The organism is Tessaracoccus bendigoensis DSM 12906 (assembly GCF_900141915.1).
Lineage (GTDB): Bacteria > Actinomycetota > Actinomycetes > Propionibacteriales > Propionibacteriaceae > Arachnia > Arachnia bendigoensis.
Genome location: NZ_FQZG01000029.1, coordinates 12,166 through 31,249, shown reverse-complemented (window position 1 = coordinate 31,249; position 19,084 = coordinate 12,166). Strand labels below are relative to the sequence as shown.

Genomic DNA, 19,084 nt, shown 5'->3' with positions numbered 1-19,084 from the left:
TTGCCTTAGCGGATCTTGATAACTTGGGTCTTGGAGATCATGTCGGACAGGGTCTGCCTGTTCCTTGTGAACGCCGCGAAGATGCCGTTGACGAAGCCGATCAGCATCTGCTGATAGAGGATCGCGCCGACGACGCCGCGAATGGTCGCTGCGCCCCACCCTAGCATGGTTGACGCGTCGTCTCCCACCTTGACGGTGCGCAACCCTGCTGCGAGTTGCCCGACGGTGGCGCTGAGCGTGCCGAGCAGGATGGTGCGGTACACCGCGTACACGGCGATGTTGAGGAGGGAACTCAGGAGAAGCGCCGTCCAGAACCCGGCCGACGGCATGGGGAGCGGGTCGGCGAGGGTCCCTTCGGCCCAGATGGAGAGCTCACGCAGCCACCTGGTGAGCTCACCGTCGAGGCTTGTGCCCACGCCGCTGAAGTTGAGCGCGAACGACCCGAGGAAGTAGATGATGATGAAGTCGATGAAGAAGCCGAGCAGCCGCCAACCGAAGGACGCAGGGACGGACCCGGCGGAGGCCGGCTGCGAGGCGTATGCCGGAACCGGCGCCGGGGGAGGAATCACCGCGAGGTCGGGGACGGGCTTGTCCCTGGTGGACTGCGACCACGCGACACCGTCCCAGTAGCGTTCGTCGCCGGATCCCGCAGGGTCGGGATACCACCCAGCCGGAGGCTGTTGGGGTGCATTCGTCATGGCTTCAAGCATGCCAGAGTGTGCACGGATTCCAGGATCGGGCCCCGATGCGCGAGAATTGCCCCTGATGGAGATGATCGGTCGCTACAGGATCACCGGACGAATCGGGTCCGGTTCCTTCGCGACGGTCTACCGCGGCCAGGACGACACGCTCGACGTCCCCGTCGCCGTCAAGGTGCTCGCCGACAACTGGGCCGCAAACGACGACGTCCGCGCCAGGTTCCTCGCCGAAGCCAGGCTGCTGCGCCGGATCTCGGACGAGCGGATCGTGCGGGTCTACGACATCGGCACCACCGACCGCGGCCAACCCTACTTCGTGATGGACCTCGCCAACGGCGGATCACTCGAACAGCTTCGCAAGCAGTTGGTGGCGCCGGGGCTCGCGCTACGCCTGGTCGCCGAGGCCGCCCGCGCGCTGGAGGTCCTGCACCGCAACCAGTTGATGCACCGCGACGTCACCCCCGGCAACATCCTCCTCACCAACACCCCGCAGGGCGTGCGGGTCATGCTGGCCGACCTGGGGGTCGCGAAGTCGCTGCTCGACGGGTACCGCGACACCATGACGGCAGGCACCCCGGCCTACATGGCCCTCGAACAGGCCAACTCCTCGCAGTTGGACCAGCGCTCCGACATCTACTCCCTCGCGTGCGTCACGTTCGCGCTGCTGACGGGGCGCCCGCCGTTCCCGGTCAAGACCCTCGCCGAACTACTGAGCCGCAACCACGCGATCGGTCCGGTCGCGATCGCGCCGCAGATCGGCGCCCCCGACCTGCTGGATCAGGTGCTGGCCTCCGCACTGTCACCCGACCCAAACCGGCGTCCCCAGACCGCGGCGCAGTTCGCCGACGTGCTCGACCGTCTCGCCGACACCATGCCCGGCGGCGAGGCCTATCGTCCGCGGCCGATCTCGGTGTCGGCAACCGCCACTTCGATCGGCGTCATGCCTTCGGCACCGCCCCCGATGGGCGCCCTGATCAGCGGTGGACGCCAGGGTTCGAGCCTCACACCGCGCAGCGAGACCCCGGTTTCGATGCTCGACAACTACATCGGTAGAGGCCGATACACCCCGAAGAAGGCCCAGGAGTCACACTCGCTCAGGTTCTATCTTCTGGTGACTGTCTCTGCCGTCGTGCTGCTCGCCCTGACGATCTTCCTTACCGTCTTCGTCCTGACCAGTTAACCGGTCGCGGCCAAGCAGACCCGGGTCAGGCCCGCAGCTCATTGGGGATCAGGCCGACCCTCCTGGAAAGCGCGACGGCGGCCAGCCCAATCACCAAGGCGACCCCCAGTGCCGCGGTGTAGCTGAGCTTCGCAGGCTGGGCCGCAAGCAACGCGGTGTAGATCCCGCCAGCGACGGCGGTGACCACAGAGTTGCCCACCGACTCCGCCACCTGCATGGACGACTGGTTGCGTCCCTGCTCGAACCGCGAAGACAGCCCCATCACGGCGACGGCCGAACTGGGCATCGTCAGCCCCATCCCGAAACCCGCGACGATCCAGGCGATCAACCCGAATGCCAGCGGAAGCTGCAGGAACCAGGCGAACGCCGTCAGCGCTGCGATCCCCACCGCGGAACAGGTGGCACCCAGCGTGATGAAACCGCTCCTACTCAGCCGCACCCACTTCTGCGCCTGCAACCAGGAGCCCGTCGTCCAGCCCACGCTGCCGACGGTCAATGCCAGGCCGACCTCGAACGGGGTGTAGCCGCGCAGGTCCTGGAGAGTCACCAACACCAGGGTCTCCGCCGCGAAGAAGGCGCCCGCCTGGGCCGCCCTCGACAAAACGACGCTTGGCAGGCCCGGCCCGAACCCCCGCGTGGCGGGCGCGAGGATCCGCGGCAGCCCCCAGGCCAGCACCAGCACACCCAATACGCCCGAGCCGACGCTGACCAGGCCCAGGCTCTGCCCGGCAAGAAGGATCAGCGACGGCGAGACCGTCACGGCCAGCGTCGGCCACACCACCACCGGGTCGACATCGTCTTCCCCCGGCACGAACACCTTCTGCACCTGCCGCAGCCCCGGCAGTGTGATCACGAACGCGACCAGCACCAACGGCAGCATCGCGGCGAACACCAGCCGCCAAGAGAACTGCGTCAGCCAAGCCGCAAACGGCGGGCCGATGAACGCCGGTAACAACCAGCAGAACGAAACCAACGCCATCACGCGCGGCCGCTGCGTGATGGAGAAGCCGTGGGCCACGACCACAGACAGCGACAGGTTCAGCGCCCCCGCGCCGAGCCCCTGCACCAGCCTGGCCAGCAGCACCACCCAAACCGTTGGAGCGACCCAGCCGAGCAACAGGCCGGCCCCGAACAGTCCGAACCCGATGAGCATCGGTACCGCCGGGCCACGCAGATCCGCGATCCGACCCGCCACCACCGTTGCCAGCAACATGCCGGAGATCATCGTGGTGAAGGCCCACGGGTACAGATGTGTGGCGTCGAACGAGGCCATCAGCGTGGGAAGGGCGGTCGCCAGACCGATCGACTGGAACGCGACCGTGAATACGGCCAACATGATTCCGCCGATCAGCACCCGGCGTCCGTTCGATACCTCCATGCCCCTCCTCTCAAGAAATCTGGTCGTCGTCTCTGCCACGGCAGCGTCGTAGAATCGGCCCATGACAGAAATGGCCCCAGGCTCCCAGACCGTAGTCGATGAGCGCACCGAACTGTTCGAGGACGGCGACCAGGACCGATTCTCGCACTACGTGCCCAAGGACAAGCTCATGGCCGCCATGGTCAACGGCACCCCGGTGGTGGCGCTCTGCGGCAAGGTCTGGGTCCCGACGAAGAACCCCGACCGCTTCCCCGTCTGCCCTGATTGCAAGGAGATCTGGGAGTCGCTCAACCCCGGCAAGTGACAGTCGGTAGCCGCTGAGGCCTGGCAAGTGATGGTCAGTAACGGTAGCTGTCGGCCTTGAACGGTCCCTCGACCGGGATACCCAGGTAGTCTGCCTGCTTCCCAGTCAGGGTGCTCAGTTCGACGCCGAGAGCAGCCAGGTGCAGCCTGGCGACCTCCTCATCCAGGTGCTTGGGCAGTACATGCACCCCGAGGGCGTAGGCGTCTGGCCTGGTGAACAGCTCGATCTGGGCCAACACCTGGTTGGTGAACGAGTTGCTCATCACGAACGACGGGTGCCCGGTGGCGTTGCCCAGGTTCAGGAGCCGCCCCTCCGACAGCACGAGGATCGAGTGGCCGTCGTCGAAACGCCACTCATGGACCTGGGGCTTGATCTCGATCCTGGTCGCGTCGGTGCGGGCCTCCAACCCGGCCATGTCGATCTCGTTGTCGAAGTGGCCGATGTTGCCGACGATGGCCTGATGCTTCATGCGGGCCATCTGCTCGTTGGTGATGACGTCGCAGCAGCCGGTGGCGGTGACGAAGATGTCGGCGCTCGCGACGACCGAGTCGAGGGCCGCGACCTGGAAGCCGTCCATCGCCGCTTGCAATGCACAGATCGGGTCGACCTCGGTGACGATGACCCGGGCGCCCTGGCCGCGCAGCGATTCGGCGCAGCCCTTGCCGACGTCGCCGTAGCCGCACACGACCGCCACCTTGCCGCCGATCAACACGTCGGTGGCCCGGTTGATGCCGTCGATCAGCGAGTGGCGGCAGCCATATTTGTTGTCGAACTTAGATTTGGTGACGGAGTCGTTGACGTTGATCGCGGGGAACAGCAGCGACCCGTCGCGTGCCATCTCATAGAGGCGGTGAACCCCTGTGGTCGTCTCCTCGGTGACGCCTCGGATGCTGTCGGCGAGCGCGCGCCAGTCGATGACGCCGTGGGCCGACCGCAGGGTCTCCTTGATGACGCGGAACTCGTGCGAGTCGTCGTCCGAATCGGCGGGAACCTGACCGGCCGCCTGTGCGGCGACCCCCTGATGGACCAGGAGGGTGGCGTCGCCGCCGTCGTCGAGGATCATGTTCGGCTGTCCGCCGTCAGGCCACTGCAGAATCTGGCTGGTACACCACCAGTACTCCTCCAGCGTCTCGCCCTTCCAGGCGAAGACGGGGACTCCTGCGGCCGCGATGGCGGCGGCCGCGTGGTCCTGGGTGGAGAAGATGTTGCAGGAAGCCCATCGGACCTCGGCCCCGAGCGCGACCAGGGTCTCGATCAGCACCGCGGTCTGCACGGTCATGTGCAGCGACCCGGCGATCCGTGCGCCCTTCAACGGCTGGGACTGCGAATACCTGGCCCGCATCGCCATCAGGCCAGGCATCTCGTGCTCGGCAAGGGTGATCTCCCTTCGTCCGAAGTCGGCAAGGGTCAGGTCAGCTACGCGAAAATCCACGCCCGTCACTCTACCCGTGGCGGGACGCCCGAACACTATCGAGCGGTCGCGGCCAGGTGTGCCAGGGCGAGGTCGTAGCCGCCCACACCGCAGCCGACGATGATGCCGTCGGCCTTCGCAGACAAGACGCTGTGGTGGCGGAACTCCTCGCGGGCGTGCACGTTCGAGATGTGGACCTCGACGTAGCGCGGCACCAGCGCCGCAGCGTCGGCGAGCGCGTAGGAGTAGTGCGTCCAGGCACCCGCGTTGAGGACGACCGGCGCGTCGGCGTCGGCGGCCTCGTGCAGCCAGCCGATCATCTCCGCCTCGCTGTCGCTCTGGCGCACCTCGACTTCGAGCCCCATCCCCCTGCCGGTCTCCACCAGGTGCTCAGCCAGGTCGGCGTAGGTGGTGCCACCGTAGACCTCGGGTTGGCGGGTTCCGAGGCGCCCGAGGTTTGGGCCGTTGAGAACGAAGACTCGCATGGGGTCAGTCTGCCAGCCCGAGCATGCTGAACGGCTCATCGAGACCGATCCCCAGGTAGGCCGCCCCGTAGCGGCCCATCTGAAGGAGCCTGACGTAGCGTTCGACGTCGGTGGCCTGCAGTTCGGAGTCGCCCGACGAGATCCGGGCGACCCGCACCCCGACGGCCTCGGCGCGGGCGAGGAGCCCTGATGCGGTGCCGCGGAGCGGCTCATCCAACCGGTCGGCGTCGAGCAGCACGATTACGGGGCGGGCCTCCTCGGTCTCGTCGAACGGGTCCGCGAACGGGTCGCGACGCGGGACGGCAGCCAGCAGCGTCTCCAGCTCTGCGGCGTCGGCCGCCAGTGCCGGGCGGCCGCAGGCGCGGCGCAGCGATTCGGCGATCCGGCGGGAGGCCCGCCCTGCGAGGACGGTGCCGCCCCAGATGAGCGGGAGCCCGTCGGCAAGTTCCAGCGCAAGTTCCTTGCCCGGGTTGTTCGAGAGGTCCCGGCGGGGGGCACAAGACTCGGCCACCAGGTCGGCCGCGTCGGCGATGTGCTCTGGATGCACACCGGGCCCGAGGCCCATCTCACCCAGGCGTGCGAGGACGGCCACGGCCGCGGCCATCGGGTCGTCTTCAAAGGTGGGGATCAGGGTGGTTGCGGTTGAGGCACCGGCCCTTGCCAGCTCGGAGCCCTCCGGGGCCGCGACGATCAGCGCGGCACCGCGCCTTGCCGCCTCCGCGGCACACTTCAGCACCCAGAGCGGTGAGTCGTGGCCGCCGATGACCACGGTGAGGTCGAGCGGGCCGACCCAGGCTGGCAGGCCGGGGCCGGGCCAGGCCATGAACGGAACCGGGCAGGAGGGTTCCAGCACCGCGCGGACGAACCGGGCCTCAGAGCCGATCACCAGGATGCCGCGGGGACGGTCGATGCCGTTCAGTTCCCCCTTCGGACGGGTCTGGGCGGCGCGTCTGATGCGAGACCCGGCGAGCGCCAGCCAGCGGAGCCCTTCGTGGGTCTCCAGGCTGGGCTCCTCCAGCCTGGCATCGTCGAACAGCGACGCGTTCACAGCGTGCTACGGGCCTGGTCGATCAGCAGCACCGGGATCTGGTCGCGGACCGGGTATGCGAGACCGCAGGCCTGGTTCGTGCAGACCAGTTCATGCTCGTCGTAATCCACCGCGAACTTCGCGTGGCATGCGGGGCAGGCCGCGATCGCCAGGAACTCCGGCGACAGCGTCATCTGATCTTCCGACATGTGTCTACTCCTGAATCTGTGGGCTCGGTTCAGAGCCTATCGCCTCGGAAAAGGCCCGTCACCCACGCACCAGGCTCAGCACCTCGTCGCGTAGGGCGACCATGGTCGCCTGATCGGGCGCCTCCACGTTGAGCCTGAGCAGGGGCTCGGTGTTGGACGGCCTCAGGTTTAGCCACCACCTGAGTTGGGGGTTGCCGACGGTGAGCCCGTCACCTCGGCTGACCTCGCCGCGGCCGCGGTACGCGGCGGCCACCTTGTCCATGCACGCCTCCGGGTCGGCCACCGTCGAGTTGATCTCGCCGGAGCGCGCGTAGGTGTCGTGAACGGCCGCGAGCTGCGAGAGCGGCCGGGTGGAGGCCCGCAGCAGCTCGAGGACGTGTAGCGCGGCGAGCATGCCGGTGTCGGCGGACCAGAACTCGCGGAAGTAGTAGTGGGCCGAGTGTTCCCCTCCGAACACCGCGCCGGTCTCGGCCATGATCGCCTTCACGTAGGTATGGCCCACCGGCGAGACGACCACCTTGCCGCCGTGAGCCTCCACCGCCTCGGCGACGCACTGCGATGTGATGGTGTTGGTCACGATCGTGGCCCCCGGGTGCCTGTCGAGTTCGGCGACGGCGATCATCGCGGTGATGACCGACGGATCGACCACCTCGCCCCGCTCATCGACGATGAAGCAGCGGTCGGCGTCGCCGTCGAACACCAGGGCGAGGTCGGCCCCGTGCTCGCGCACCGCGGCCTGCGCGTCGACAAGATTCTGCGGTTCAAGCGGGTTTGCGGGGTGGTTGGGGAACGTGCCGTCCAGGTCGAGGTACAGGCCCACCATGTCGAGGTTCCTGTTTCCGAGCACGGCTTGGGCGGTGTGCCCGGCCATCCCGTTTCCGGCGTCGACGACGACCTTGAGCCGGCGCCCCTCCCGGGGCGGGACCAGTTCACCCAACCGGGCCGCGTACGGACCCAGCGCGTCAAGGCTCCGGTACCCACCGGTCGCCTCGGCGCCGATGACGACCTGTGCCGCCCTGTCCCGCAGCCGGGTCATGAAGTCAGCCGGGACGGGCAGGGCGCCGGCCAGGCAGAACTTGATCCCGTTGTAGTTGGCCGGGTTATGGCTGGCCGTGAACTGCACACCGGGGATCCGGAGCCAGCCGGAGGCGAACCAGAGCTCGTCCGTGGAGGCCAGATCGATATCTATGACCGAGGCCCCAGCCCGCCGTGCCCCGTCCGCGAACGCGAGCGAGAGCTCACGGCCGAGGCCGCGCATGTCCCGCGCGAGCACGAACTCTTCAGGGTTCACCAGGTCGACGTAGGCCGCCCCGAGCGAGCGCGCCCCTTCGAGATCCCATTCCGGATGGTCACCGTCGACCACACCACGGATGTCATTGGCTTTGAAGATCTGGGGCTCGAGCACGGGCCAAACCTTACCGGCAGAGTCACTCCGCCGTCGGCACAAGCCTCAGGTGCCCGCCCCGCCCGGGCAGGGCCGGTTCCGTGTAGCCCGGCGAGGGGCGCAGCGCCGGATCGTCCTCGCGCATGCCGATGACACGCACCGCGTCGGCCAACGCCATCAGGTCATCGGACGGGGCGGCCGGCGGCTTGACGACACCGTCCAGGGGGAGCCGGATGATCTCCCACCCCTTCGGGGTGCTGGTGCGCTCGGCGTGCAGGGTACACAGATCGTAGGCGCCGGGCTCCGGCGTATGGGACAGCGGGCCGAGGACGGCGGTCGAATCCGCGTACACATAGGTCATCGTCGCCACCGCGGGTGCGGAGCAGCCGGTACGGGAACAGGAGCGCACGGCGCCAATCTACTCCCCCGGGCTAAAGTGGCCGGTATGCCACGCAGACGAGATCGACACGGCCGCGGGATCCGTGGGCCGCTGGCCTCGCCGAACCCACTGACCCAACGCCCGGTGCCACTGGCCCGCCCTTCCAGGGTCGCGTTCTTCAGCGACTGTGTCACCTCCGCGATGGCCGACATCGCCGCCGTCGCGCCTGACGCGCTGCGCGACGTCATCATCGGGGTCGAGGAGGTGCCGAATCTCAACGTTGCCTGGTCTGGTGACCGTGTGCCGCTGTCGGCCGCCCTTGAACCCGGCAAGGGCCACAAGACCCAGATCGTGCTGTTCGAACGGCCCCTGGAACACCGCTCCGGGTCACGTTCGCAGCTGCGGGATCTGGTTCACCAGACCATCGTCGAGCAGTTGAGCGCGATCACGGGGCGCACCATGGAGGAACTCGGCGGCGAGCCGGACTGGGACTGAACGGGGCGTCAGCGCAGGCCCGGGTCCGCCTGGACCACCCCCGCGTTCGCCTCGGCATCCTCGGTTGGGGACAGCGGATACGACAAGGCCCCGTCTTGCGAGCGTGCCACCGCGAGGACGGGCCCGTCCGCTTCGATCCGAATGGGGCCGACCTCGGTGGCCGTTACCGGGACGGCGGTCGTCGTGCCGGGCTGGAGCTCCACGGTGGTGAGGCTCCCCCCTGCGACGATGTCCGCGGTGACGGGTTCGACCCCGGGATTGGTGACCAGGACCGAGCCTGCGTCGGCGGCCAGCACCCCGAGCCGTCTGCCCGGATCTGTCGCCCTGATACTGGCCTGGGACCCCTGGTCACCGAACAGCACCGACGCCCCGACAGCTCCCGCAGAGGAGATCCTCAGGGCGCTCGCCTCAGCGCCAAGGGAGGAACCGAGGTCGACGACGACGGTGCTGAGCGGGTCGACACTGAGGTCCGCGGCCGGGGCCGGCTCGTAGGTCGAGGTGGCGCCGAGGGCCGCGACGGTCACCGCAACCCGGTTCTCTGACGGGTTACTGAGGACCAGTTGGGCGCTCTGGGCGTCGGCCGGGATACCCCCGATGACCTGGGATTCGGCAGGGGTGCCTGCCAGCGTGTCGGGGGCGCTGCGTCCCTCAACCTGTCGGACGAGTGCGGAGACACGCCCGGCGCTGGTGTTGTAAAGGACTCCGACCGGCCCTTGCGGGGCGAGCACCGACAAGGCGACCGTCCGGCTTACGCCGGGAGCGATCGCGATACCGCGCCCACCAACCGCCGAGATCTCGCCGTCGGAACCCAGAAGAGTCAGGTCGACCACCGCCTCATTGGCATCGGTGTTGACCAGCACGAGTTCGGTGCTGGCCGGGTCGAGCACCTGGAGCACACCGGTGGGGAGCGCGGTCACGCACGGCGTGTAGCCGTTCGGATCCGATGAGAGGACCCCTCCCACGATGAGATCGTTCGAGACCAGCACGGTTGGTCCGGTGAACTCCTCATCGATGGGGCCGTCGGCCGACGGCGAGGTCCGCTCACCCAGCGGGGTCGCCGAAATCGGGGCATCGCCGAGAACGAGTGCCCGTCCCGCGGTCAGGCAGGTGAGCCTGGTGGCGTGGATCAACGACACGGTCTGTGCCGGGGGTCGTCGCAGGGGGCTGATCAGCGAGAGCCCAACGGCGAGGCCGACCACGAGCACCACCGACGTCAACGACAGCGCGAGCCTTCGAAGCATCACTGCCCCCTCCTCGCCTGTGTGGCGCCACCGAGGGTTGGCGCGGCCATCAGCAGCAACCCGAGCATGACGACGAGATGGAGCAGCGCCCGCCAGATGTGGCGCTCGGGGTGGATCTCGAGTGTGCCGCCGTCCGCGGGCAACGGCCCGAACGTGACCACCGAATCATCGATCAGTGCACGTTCGGTGTCACCGGCGCGGGGCAACGTCTCGGAGTCCACGCTCGCCGTCCAGTCCGCCGCACCGGATTCAGCCAGGTAGAGCATCCTCTCGGGTGCGCCGGGCGGCACCTTAGCGTCGACGATGAACGGTTCCTCCGCATCGATCGACACTCTGGAGACGAGCCCGCTGACCGTCCAGACCACAGAACGGTCGTCGGCGGGATTGCTGATCATCGACTCAAGGTTGTCGAGCGTCGCCCTCAAGCTCGAGTCGACGCCACCGACGTACAGGTGCGAGACGCCCATGATGCGGAACCTTTCCGCCAGATCATCGGGCGGGTCGCCTGCGGCGATCGAGTAGGCCAACGCGTTGAACTGTGCGCTGAAGGATCCGATCGGGTTGCGTTCCCCAGTCCCCCACTGCGGCTGGCGGGAATCGATCACGTTCCAGGCGACACTGGCATCGTCTGAGATCTCCAGCGCCAGAACTCGGGAATCGCGGGTCGAGGAGATGACGTCTCGCACGTACCCGGGCAGCACCGAGGTGACCGAGCGGACCGGCCCAGCGAAGCCGACGACCATCCAGACCCCCACGGCGAGCGCCCCACTCAAGGCGAGGGCCACCGGGCCGGCCAGCTTGTGGCGGCCCGGCTCACGCTGGCTCCACAGCACCGGCAGCAGCAACGCGGCCAGCACGAGCAGCGCCCACGGTGAGAGCAGCGGACGCACCACGCCGCCATCGACGGAGACGGTGAGCCGCGACAAGGCGGTGCCGATGACGAGCGGTGCCCCGAGCCAGGCCAGAGACACGAGCCAGGCCTTGCGCGGCAGCTTCGCCATGGCGACGACCGCGGCCAACCCCAGCGCTGCGAAGAAGACGACGTTTGCCCACACCGGGAGACCCGAAGGCAGGATCCGTCCGACCACCAGCGCATAGGAAGCCGGCGGGTAGTCGGTCCACGCCAACGGGTCCACGCCCGTCAGCATCCGCCCCGGATAGCGCGCGAGGGTCGGCAGCCACGGGGCGAGGAACAGCCAGGCTGGAGCGAGGAGGACGGCGACCTCCATGCGCCTTGCCCGTTCCCGGAGCGCCCAAACCACACCCACGATGGTGGCCGCAGGTAGAGCGAACGGCCAGACCGCCGACACGACGATGAGCCAGAACGCCGCCCCAGCCGGGGCCCGGAGCCGCTCCGCCCCGGTCGTCTCGTTGACCACCACGGCGTGTACGGCACGCACCAGTAGTGGCCCGGCGACGGCCAGCACCATCCCGGTCACATCACCGGCGGTGACCAGCCCGAGCAGAACGGTGCCTCCCGCCCAGGCGGCGCTTGCGGCGCAGGCGATCGGCGACGCGAACCCCAATCGCCTCAGCAACGCGAGCGCCGAAAGTCCCGCGAGCAGCGGCGTCAGAACCACCGCGAGGAACGTGAACCAGCCTGGGCTGCCGAACCCGGCCAAGGACGAAACCGCCGCGAGGCCGAGCCACGGCGCATCGCCTTCGAGGTAGCCCTGCCAGGCCTCGCCCAGCGAGGTCGGGGCGGTCAAGAGCCCTCCACCCGAAACCGGGCCACCTCCCAGGAGGGTGCGCGCCGCGATCGCCGCGGTCACCAGCAGCACGAGCACGAGCAGGGTCGAAGGCGACAGGAACCTGGTGCGCAGGCTGGGCGCCGCGAAGTCGTCGCTGGTCAGTTCGTCGATCGAGGTCTCGGCAGGCGCCTCCGTCAGCGACCGGTACCGCTCCGAGAGCCCGGCACCGAAGGAATCGACGGCGTTGCGTAGCGGCCAGAAGCGGCTGGGCAGCAGATCTTCCGGGGTCTGGTCGTCCACAGGCAGGCGGGCTGCAAGCGCCGCCGTCAGGGCAGGGCTCCTGCGATACCCGCGCCAGGCCTTCAGTTCGGCGGCGGCATGCGAAGGCGACTTGGCGAACAGGAACCCCACGGCACGTGCCAGCGACGCCGCCCCGAGCCCGACGGTGCTGGCGCCGCGGGAGCCTGCGACCCGCAGTGCCCCGAGCCGGTCCGATACGTGGTGATGCTCATCGTCCGGCCTCAGGCCGGTGTGCCCGGCGCGCAGATGGTTGAGGGCCGCCTGCGGCCACGTGAGGACGCGGTAGCCGACCGCGTTGGCGCGCCACCCCAGGTCGACGCCGTCGCGGTGTCGCCCCACCTCGGGCGCGATTCCTCCGAGTTCACGCCAGACGGCGCCCCTGACCAGCAGCCCGGCGGTCGACGCGCCGAGGACCTCGCGCGACTCGCTCTGGTGCTGATCGATGTCGCCGACCTCTGCGAGCGGCACCCGGATTCCTCCGGCGGTGATGGCCTGTCCGATCTCGGAGATGGTCTCCGGATAATTCCGGCGCTTCGGCTCAAGCAGTTTCGGCACGACGACGTCGCTGCGCCGGGCCCCTTCCAGGAGGTGCGCGAGCGCGTCTCGGTGCGGGGCAGAGTCGTCGTGCAACAGCCAGATCCACTCGGGCTCGCTACCCTCAAGGGCGGTCTCGACCGCCTGTGCGAACCCGGCGTCGGCCCCGAGCGTGATGACCGAATCCACGACGCCCTCGCGATCGGCCCTCTCCAGCAGGGCCGCGGAGTCGTCCGTCGAACCGGTGTCGACGGCTACGAGTCGCCCAGGCCGCGGGTCGAGCCGGGCCAGTGACAAGAGTTGCCTCGGGAGCCACTCCTCCGCGTTGTGGACCACCATGACGGCGGTGACGGACCCGGCGCGGATCTCGTCTACGCCCGGAAGGTCGGCTTCCTTCTCGATCCAGGCCCAGAGTGCATCGGCTTCATGGCCGTGTTGCGGTTCGTCTGTCAATGGTCCTCCGATGGTGAGCCTCGACAGTACCAGCGGGTTTCAGCTGGCGGCGCTCCTCAACTTGCGTCGCTCCCGTTCGGAGAGCCCTCCCCAGATGCCGAACCGCTCGTCCTGCGCGAGGGCGAACTCGAGGCATTCGGTGCGCACGGTGCAACCCTGGCACACGCGCTTGGCTTCGCGCGTGGAACCACCCTTCTCCGGGAAGAATGCCTCGGGATCGGTCTGGGCGCAGAGGGCATCGGCTTGCCAGGCGTACATCGAATCGTCGAACAACTCGAGCAGTGCGTCGTCCATGGCCCCCCCTTCTTGTCCAGAATTACACACGAGTAATTTTGATCGGTCAAGTGGGAGCAGGCCAGGACTCGACTCAGGCGAACTCTGCCCCGGCACGGTTCCGCACGAGCGTGACGAGTTCCTTTACCCGCTCCGAATCGGACAACCGGGCCACGAGGGTGGCCGACGGGGTGGCCACAACCAGGCAGTCGGTCAGCCCGATCGTGGCGATCACGTGATCTGGTCCGAGTTCGTTGACGAGAAGGCAACCCGACGAGTCCAGCGAGACCGACCGGCCGTTAACGACGTTCCCATCAACGTCGGTGGCGAAAAGCTCGGCGAGCGAGGCGAACCCCCCGACGTCCTTCCATTCGACGTTGAGCGGGACCCCGACCACCGTCGCCCCCGTGCCCCCGAGGGAGGCCGGTTCCATGACGGCGTAGTCGACCGAGATCTTCCTCAGCGTCGGGAACAGGCGGTCGAGCTGGTCTGGATGTGCGGCGATCTCCCTGACCGTGGCGGCGGTCTCCGGCTGGAGTCGATCGAGCTGGTCGAGGAGCGTGGCGGCACGCCAGACGAACATGCCGGCGTTCCACCAGTATTCACCGCTGGCCAGGTATTTCTCCGCCACCTCACGCGACGGCTTCTCCCTGAACTCGGCGACGCGGCACACGCCCGGGAAACCGTCAAGCTCCTGCCCTCGGTGCAGATACCCGTAGCCGGTGTGGGCAGCGGTGGGCACGACCCCCAGCGTGACGAGCGCACCCGGCACGGTCTCTGCCACGTCGAAGGCCACGCCGAGGGCCTGCTGGAACTCGGTGACCGGTCGGATCACCTGGTCAGCGGTGAGCATCGCGACGACGGCGTCAGGGTCGCGGTGCGCCAACTCGGCGGCAGACCAGGCCACGGCGTTGAGCGAGTCACGGCCTTCCGGCTCACCGAGGATGTTGCCCGATGGCAGCTCCGGGATCTGCCGGGCGACATCCGCCGCGTACATGCGCCCGGTACAAACCAGGACGTTGTCCGCGGGCACCACGCCGACCAGCCGGTCGTAGGCCTGCCGGAGGAGCGACTGCCCTTCGAACAGTTCGAGCAACTGCTTGGGCCGCCCCTGCCTGGAGAGCGGCCAGAGGCGGGTTCCGGATCCTCCAGCCATGATGACTACGTAGCGCATGCGCAGAGGCTACCGCGTCATGGGCCTGGCCCGGATGAGACCGATACGATCAGGGCATGCTGATCGCCGCGCTCACGAGACGGGTCGCCTCGTCCGGAACCCGCCCGCTGTTGACCTACTACGACGGAGCGGCCGACACCCGCACCGAACTGAGCGCCACCACGTTCGCGAACTGGGTCGACAAGACGGCCAACCTGATCGCGGACCTGGGGCATGAAGACGGCGATCCGATCGACATCGCCTTGGCCACGACGCACCCCGGCCACTGGGTGGCTCTCGTGTGGATCGCGGCCGCCTGGCAGCGCGGCTACCCAGTCAACACGACGCCGACCGGCGCCGACCTCCTGGTGGTTGGTCCGGACGACAACCGACGGGCGGCCCAGACCGTCGCCTGCTCGCTGCACCCGCTGGGCCGCGGGTTCCCGGACACCCCCGGCGACGCACTCGACTACGTCGAGGTGTTCGCCCAGCCCGATGTGCATGACGAGATCCCCTCGGCGCTGGGTGATGTCCTCGACGGCCAGGTGGTTCCCACCGTCGCAGCCCGCGACACCCGCCTCCTTCTCCCCGACCCCGTCGCCGGGGAGGGGCTGATCCTGGAGGCGCTGGTGTCGCCGCTGCTGGGCACCGGATCCACCGTGGTGGCGGTTGGCCTTTCAGATGAGCGGCTGGCCGCGGTCGCGGCAACCGAACACGCAACGATCATCGCCTGAGTCGCCCTCAGCCCTCGATCTCCGCCTCCGCGGCGTCAAATTGAGCGTCGGCGTCGACCTCGTCGGAGTCGGCCTCCACCTCTGTCTGGCCCTCCGCTGACGGGCCCTGGTTGTCCTCGATCGGTTCCGGGGACTGTTCGGAGGACACACCGACGAGCACGGCTCCCCCTCCCAGGGTCCCGAGCATCTGACGCACGTTGGAAAGTTGGGCGGTGATCGAGTCGCGTCGCTGGGTCACCGCGGCCAGTTCGCGCTCCGAGTCGCGCCGGATGCGCTCTGCCTTGCTTCTGGCCTCAGCGACCAATTCGTCTGCATCGCTGCGGGCCTGGGCCTTCAGCGTCTCAGCCTGGCTGGCGGCGTCAGAGATCACCCGCTGTGCCTCGTTCTCGGCGGCGCTGAGGTTCTCCTCGGCGGCCCGCAACTGATCGTCGCGCTGCCCCATCGCCACCGCGAAGTCGGCTGCGGCCGCGTCACGTCGCTCCGCGAGGGCGCGCTCGAAATCGGCCGCGGCCTGCCCTGCGCGGGCCTGCTGGGACTCGTAGACGGCCTGGGCTTCCTCCCTTCGGGCGGCAGCCTCGCTGTCCGCATGGTCGAGGAGTTCATCGGCTCGACGTTGGGCGTCGGCGAGTCTGCCCTCCGCATCGGCTTCCGCTGAACTGCGCGTGTCGAACGCGTAGCGATCGGCCTCGGTCACGATGCCCTCGGCCCTGTTGGTCGCCTCACTCAGCAGCATCGCAGCCTCTTCCCTGGCTGACTGCAGGAGCCCTGCGGCCTCCGCGTCTGCCAGGCTCAGTATCTGCCCGATCCGCGCGCCAAGGTCCTCGAACGTGGGCCGAGAGGCAGCCGTCCCCGCGCGAAGCGCCTCCTCGGCTCGCGTGTTGGCATCGGCCAGCCGAGCCTCGATCTCGAGTTGACCCTGCCGAGACGCTGTGAGTTGCCCGATGACCTCCCCAAGCTCAGAGCGGGCCGCGTCCAGTGCCTGCTGGAGGGTCGCCAATTCGGCGTCCACCTGCGCGGGTTCGTAACCGCGCAGGACCGTGCGGAAATTCGAGACCATCATGGCTGTTCCTTCGATTCCTTCGATGTCGTTGACCCGGGGGCGACGAATACCTCGATCCCCCCGGGAAGGCTTGTTGGGCTTGCCGGTGAGCTCAGGCTCGGCGAGAGCCTCACGCCGCACCCCCGGCGGCGGGGGTCTGGTCGATTCCCCTGATGAAGCCCGCTCCCCACGCGATGTGCATGATGGCCAGCACGAGCGGCAGCCGTAGCCGGGCCCCGGCGGAAAGCCCAGGGATGGAAACGGTCGCCGCCGCCAGGAATGCCAGGTAGAGCAGCGGCGCGACGAACAGCGCCGTCAGGAACCGGTTGCGAAGTATCAGGCCGAGCAGCCCGCCGACGATGCCCACCGACATCCCGGCCACCGCGGCGGGAGGGGCGAGGTAGCGCAGCGACACGGTGTCGGGATGCCTGCGGGCCACCTCCCGGCGCCACTGCCCGGTGGTGAAGAACTGTCTGACAAGCGCCCGGTAGCTGTCGCGCGGCCGGTAGACGACCCTGAGCTCCGGCGAGAAGTAGACGGTGTGTCCGGCATTGCGGAGCCGGTAGTTCAGTTCCCAGTCCTGCGCCCGGTGCAACGTTTCGTCGAATCCTCCGATCTCGCGCAGCGCCTCCTTGCGGAACACCCCGAGAAACACGGTGTCGGCCGGGCCGGCCGGTGTCTCGGCCAAGTGGAAGCCGCCGCCCCCGAGCCCGAGTCGCGAGTTGTAGGCCGCCGCCACAGCCTCAGAGAGGGGGCTCGACCCCCTGGCGTCCATCAGGCCACCGACATTCGCGGCGCCGGTGGCCTCGATGAGGTCGACAGCGGTGGCGATGTAGTCGGGGCTCAGTTCGCCGTGGCCGTCGACCCGCACGACGATCGGATGTCGGGCAGCGGCGATCGCGATATTCAGGCCGGCGGGGGTGTACCCCGTCGGGTTGTCGAGGACGATCACCCGCGGGTCGAGTGCGGCGGCCTCGTCGGCGATCTGACGGGTGCGGTCCTCGCTCGGGCCGACCGCAAGGATCAGCTCCAGGTCGCCTGGGTAGTGCTGGTCGAGCACGCGTTGAACGGCGGCCCTCAGATGGCGTTCCTCATTGCGCACCGGCATGACCACGCTGACGCTCGTCGGCAAAGCTGACCTCCCTCGGCTCCGGGGCAACTCTATCCGGTCAGGAACTGACGGAGCATACCGCCGCCAGGTCCCCCGTCTCGGTATAGGGGGCCGCCTCGGTCGTCTCCGCCTGCGGGCTGGCTGTAGGGGTTTCCGAATCTGTCGCAGGCGCCCCTTCGACCGGGGACGCGGAAGATTGCGGGGCCTGCCCTTCGGGCGACCCGAGCGTCTCGTCGACCGTGGCACGGATCAGGTCGAAATCCGGGTCGGCCGACTGGATCAGGGGAGGCGCGAAGTTGACCGAAGCGATCTTCTGGTCCTTGAGCTTGAGAGCGAGCTCCGCGAAGGCCATGACCTCCCCCCGGGGGATGTCGGTGCGCAGGATCGACCGACCGGCCTCGGACAGCTCGACGAAGCTCAGCGCCGCGGTGACCGGGTCCAGCTGCTTGACCATGGCCGACATCACGCATTTCTGCCGCACCATGCGTTCGTAGTCGTTGCTCTCGGCCCGCGACCTGGCGAACCAGAGCGCGTGGTAGCCGTCGAGGAGCACGTCTTGCCCCGGCTGGATGTAGCCGCTGATCTTCGTGCTTCCCCCACCGATCGGGATGGGCTTGGAGATGTCGAGCCTGATCCCACCCATGGCGTCGATCAGGCTGGAGAACCCTTGCATGTCGACCATGGCGTAGTAGTTGAGTTCGATCCCCAGCGTCTCGCTCACCGCCTCCTTCGTCGCCTCGAGGCCCGCGTCCCTACCCGGGTAGAGGGCTTCGTGGTCCTCCCCCAACGTCCAGATGCCGTTCAGCATGCAGGCACCGTCACCGCAGACGTATCCGTCGGGGTAGAGCCCGTGGAGAGGCGAACCATCCGGGAACGGCACCCGCTGCAGGTTGCGTGGGAGACCGAAGATGACCGTGCTGCCGGTGGCGGCGTCGATGGAGGCGACGTTGATCGAATCCGGCCGCAGCCCCTCACGCGAATCCGCAGCGTCCGCCCCGAGCAGCAGGATGTTGTAGCGGCCCTCCTTTAGCCGGGTGTCGCCCCCGCCCCTGAACACCTCACCCATGTTGGCGACCCCGGTGAAGGCACTGGCAGCCAGGTTGGTGATGCCACCCAGCCCGAACACGAGCAGCAGAGCCGTCACCGTCACCGCGAGACGGCCCCGCTGGGCGAGCCTCAGTGGCCGCGCGAGCCGCCAGGCGTCGAGGAGCAGCACCACCCAGAAGGCGAACAGGAGCCAGAACAGGAACGTGAGCAGGCCAGACACCCATGGGGTGAGCAGCAATCCGGTCGTGAAGCCGCGCATCAGCAGCAGCCCGACCACCGCGAGCACGAGCAGCACAGACGCCGAAATGTAGACGCGCCGGGCGAACCGTCCCAAAGCCCCGTTGCCAGCGAACGTCTGAACCGATCCGGGCAGGAACGCTGACATCAGGACGAATCCGAACGCACGGCGCTGCTGAACGCGCTGCGCATCGGTCGGCGGAATGGCTGGCACAGATCGTCTCCTCGAATAGGGCGCCGTCAAGTTTGGCCCGCGGGCGGGTTCAGTTGCACAGCGCCACGCCGGGAAACGGTCGTTTTCCGTCACTTCTGTAATGTGGC

At 68.4% G+C, this 19,084-nt stretch carries 19 protein-coding genes; 4 read left to right on the top strand and 15 right to left on the bottom strand.

The window, feature by feature from the left end; translation table 11 throughout:
- Positions 1–5 precede the first annotated feature (5 nt).
- A complete protein-coding gene (locus BUC15_RS09240; RefSeq protein ID WP_175558285.1) occupies positions 6–698 on the bottom strand; it encodes an RDD family protein in 693 nt (230 codons plus the stop codon).
- 67 nt (positions 699–765) lie between these two features.
- Between BUC15_RS09240 and BUC15_RS09235 the strand changes: the two genes are divergently transcribed.
- Positions 766–1,878, top strand: coding sequence for a serine/threonine-protein kinase (locus tag BUC15_RS09235; protein WP_073187396.1), 1,113 nt, complete (start codon positions 766–768; stop codon positions 1,876–1,878).
- A gap of 25 nt (positions 1,879–1,903) precedes the next feature.
- On the opposite strand, the gene BUC15_RS09230 is transcribed toward BUC15_RS09235, so the two are convergent.
- A complete protein-coding gene (locus tag BUC15_RS09230) occupies positions 1,904–3,256 on the bottom strand; it encodes an MFS transporter (protein WP_073187393.1) in 1,353 nt (450 codons plus the stop codon).
- A 61-nt stretch (positions 3,257–3,317) separates the two neighbouring features.
- Here BUC15_RS09230 and BUC15_RS09225 point away from each other — a divergent pair, with 61 nt between their 5' ends.
- A complete protein-coding gene (locus BUC15_RS09225) occupies positions 3,318–3,560 on the top strand; it encodes a DUF3039 domain-containing protein (protein WP_175558284.1) in 243 nt (80 codons plus the stop codon).
- 34 nt (positions 3,561–3,594) lie between these two features.
- Here the strand turns inward: BUC15_RS09225 and ahcY are convergent, their stop codons facing one another.
- The 6 genes from ahcY to BUC15_RS09195 are packed head-to-tail and all read right to left on the bottom strand — an operon-like array spanning position 3,595 to position 8,485.
- A complete protein-coding gene (gene ahcY / locus BUC15_RS09220; RefSeq protein WP_217652184.1) occupies positions 3,595–4,992 on the bottom strand; it encodes an adenosylhomocysteinase in 1,398 nt (465 codons plus the stop codon).
- Between the two features lie 35 nt (positions 4,993–5,027).
- Positions 5,028–5,456: a type II 3-dehydroquinate dehydratase gene (locus BUC15_RS09215; protein ID WP_073187387.1), complete on the bottom strand. Its 429-nt coding sequence runs from the start codon at positions 5,454–5,456 to the stop codon at positions 5,028–5,030.
- A 4-nt stretch (positions 5,457–5,460) separates the two neighbouring features.
- A complete protein-coding gene (locus tag BUC15_RS09210; protein ID WP_245787932.1) occupies positions 5,461–6,504 on the bottom strand; it encodes a phosphoheptose isomerase family protein in 1,044 nt (347 codons plus the stop codon).
- Positions 6,501–6,692 (bottom strand): Trm112 family protein, encoded by a 192-nt coding sequence (locus tag BUC15_RS09205; RefSeq protein ID WP_073187384.1) that lies wholly within the window; start codon positions 6,690–6,692, stop codon positions 6,501–6,503. The genes BUC15_RS09210 and BUC15_RS09205 overlap by 4 nt, the downstream gene beginning before the upstream one ends.
- A 58-nt stretch (positions 6,693–6,750) precedes the next feature.
- On the bottom strand, positions 6,751–8,097 hold the full coding sequence (locus BUC15_RS09200; RefSeq protein ID WP_073187382.1) for a phosphohexomutase domain-containing protein: 1,347 nt from the start codon (positions 8,095–8,097) through the stop codon (positions 6,751–6,753).
- 22 nt (positions 8,098–8,119) lie between these two features.
- Positions 8,120–8,485, bottom strand: coding sequence for a DUF3499 domain-containing protein (locus BUC15_RS09195; RefSeq protein ID WP_425443347.1), 366 nt, complete (start codon positions 8,483–8,485; stop codon positions 8,120–8,122).
- Between the two features lie 36 nt (positions 8,486–8,521).
- On the opposite strand from BUC15_RS09195, the gene BUC15_RS09190 reads away from it, so the two are divergent.
- A complete protein-coding gene (locus tag BUC15_RS09190) occupies positions 8,522–8,950 on the top strand; it encodes a metallopeptidase family protein (protein ID WP_073187432.1) in 429 nt (142 codons plus the stop codon).
- Positions 8,951–8,958: 8 nt separating this feature from the next.
- Here BUC15_RS09190 and BUC15_RS09185 read toward each other — a convergent pair whose 3' ends face one another.
- The 4 genes from BUC15_RS09185 to BUC15_RS09170 form a co-directional block, all read right to left on the bottom strand.
- The gene (locus tag BUC15_RS09185; protein ID WP_073187377.1) at positions 8,959–10,191 is read right to left on the bottom strand and encodes a DUF5719 family protein; all 1,233 of its coding nucleotides are present in this window, start codon (positions 10,189–10,191) and stop codon (positions 8,959–8,961) included.
- Positions 10,191–13,169, bottom strand: coding sequence for a glycosyltransferase family 2 protein (locus BUC15_RS09180; protein ID WP_073187375.1), 2,979 nt, complete (start codon positions 13,167–13,169; stop codon positions 10,191–10,193). Before BUC15_RS09180 ends, BUC15_RS09185 begins: the two co-directional genes overlap by 1 nt.
- Before the next feature lie 39 nt (positions 13,170–13,208).
- Complete coding sequence (locus BUC15_RS09175; RefSeq protein WP_073187373.1) at positions 13,209–13,463, bottom strand: WhiB family transcriptional regulator; 255 nt, start codon at positions 13,461–13,463, stop codon at positions 13,209–13,211.
- A 73-nt stretch (positions 13,464–13,536) separates the two neighbouring features.
- Positions 13,537–14,616, bottom strand: coding sequence for a mannose-1-phosphate guanylyltransferase (locus tag BUC15_RS09170; RefSeq protein WP_073187371.1), 1,080 nt, complete (start codon positions 14,614–14,616; stop codon positions 13,537–13,539).
- 56 nt (positions 14,617–14,672) lie between these two features.
- On the opposite strand from BUC15_RS09170, the gene BUC15_RS09165 reads away from it, so the two are divergent.
- Positions 14,673–15,329 (top strand): TIGR03089 family protein, encoded by a 657-nt coding sequence (locus tag BUC15_RS09165; RefSeq protein ID WP_073187369.1) that lies wholly within the window; start codon positions 14,673–14,675, stop codon positions 15,327–15,329.
- A 7-nt stretch (positions 15,330–15,336) separates the two neighbouring features.
- Here the strand turns inward: BUC15_RS09165 and BUC15_RS09160 are convergent, their stop codons facing one another.
- The 3 genes from BUC15_RS09160 to BUC15_RS09150 all read right to left on the bottom strand — a co-directional run bounded on the left by BUC15_RS09160 (position 15,337) and on the right by BUC15_RS09150 (position 18,977).
- Positions 15,337–16,389, bottom strand: coding sequence for a hypothetical protein (locus BUC15_RS09160; protein ID WP_073187367.1), 1,053 nt, complete (start codon positions 16,387–16,389; stop codon positions 15,337–15,339).
- 109 nt (positions 16,390–16,498) lie between these two features.
- Positions 16,499–17,500 carry a glycosyltransferase family 2 protein gene (locus BUC15_RS09155; RefSeq protein WP_281249270.1) on the bottom strand — a complete coding sequence of 334 codons (1,002 nt, stop codon included), beginning with the start codon at positions 17,498–17,500 and terminating at the stop codon, positions 16,499–16,501.
- Positions 17,501–17,537: 37 nt separating this feature from the next.
- Positions 17,538–18,977, bottom strand: coding sequence for an LCP family protein (locus tag BUC15_RS09150; RefSeq protein WP_073187365.1), 1,440 nt, complete (start codon positions 18,975–18,977; stop codon positions 17,538–17,540).
- Positions 18,978–19,084 lie beyond the last annotated feature (107 nt).

Bases quoted from the DNA above. Each gene is read 5' to 3' on its own strand.
- BUC15_RS09240 (WP_175558285.1), bottom strand. From the start codon at position 698: ATGACGAATGCACCCCAACAGCCTCCGGCTGGGTGGTATCCCGACCCT.
- BUC15_RS09235 (WP_073187396.1), top strand. From the start codon at position 766: ATGGAGATGATCGGTCGCTACAGGATCACCGGACGAATCGGGTCCGGT.
- BUC15_RS09230 (WP_073187393.1), bottom strand. From the start codon at position 3,256: ATGGAGGTATCGAACGGACGCCGGGTGCTGATCGGCGGAATCATGTTG.
- BUC15_RS09225 (WP_175558284.1), top strand. From the start codon at position 3,318: ATGACAGAAATGGCCCCAGGCTCCCAGACCGTAGTCGATGAGCGCACC.
- BUC15_RS09215 (WP_073187387.1), bottom strand. From the start codon at position 5,456: ATGCGAGTCTTCGTTCTCAACGGCCCAAACCTCGGGCGCCTCGGAACC.
- BUC15_RS09205 (WP_073187384.1), bottom strand. From the start codon at position 6,692: ATGTCGGAAGATCAGATGACGCTGTCGCCGGAGTTCCTGGCGATCGCG.
- BUC15_RS09190 (WP_073187432.1), top strand. From the start codon at position 8,522: ATGCCACGCAGACGAGATCGACACGGCCGCGGGATCCGTGGGCCGCTG.
- BUC15_RS09185 (WP_073187377.1), bottom strand. From the start codon at position 10,191: ATGCTTCGAAGGCTCGCGCTGTCGTTGACGTCGGTGGTGCTCGTGGTC.
- BUC15_RS09175 (WP_073187373.1), bottom strand. From the start codon at position 13,463: ATGGACGACGCACTGCTCGAGTTGTTCGACGATTCGATGTACGCCTGG.
- BUC15_RS09170 (WP_073187371.1), bottom strand. From the start codon at position 14,616: ATGCGCTACGTAGTCATCATGGCTGGAGGATCCGGAACCCGCCTCTGG.
- BUC15_RS09165 (WP_073187369.1), top strand. From the start codon at position 14,673: ATGCTGATCGCCGCGCTCACGAGACGGGTCGCCTCGTCCGGAACCCGC.
- BUC15_RS09160 (WP_073187367.1), bottom strand. From the start codon at position 16,389: ATGATGGTCTCGAATTTCCGCACGGTCCTGCGCGGTTACGAACCCGCG.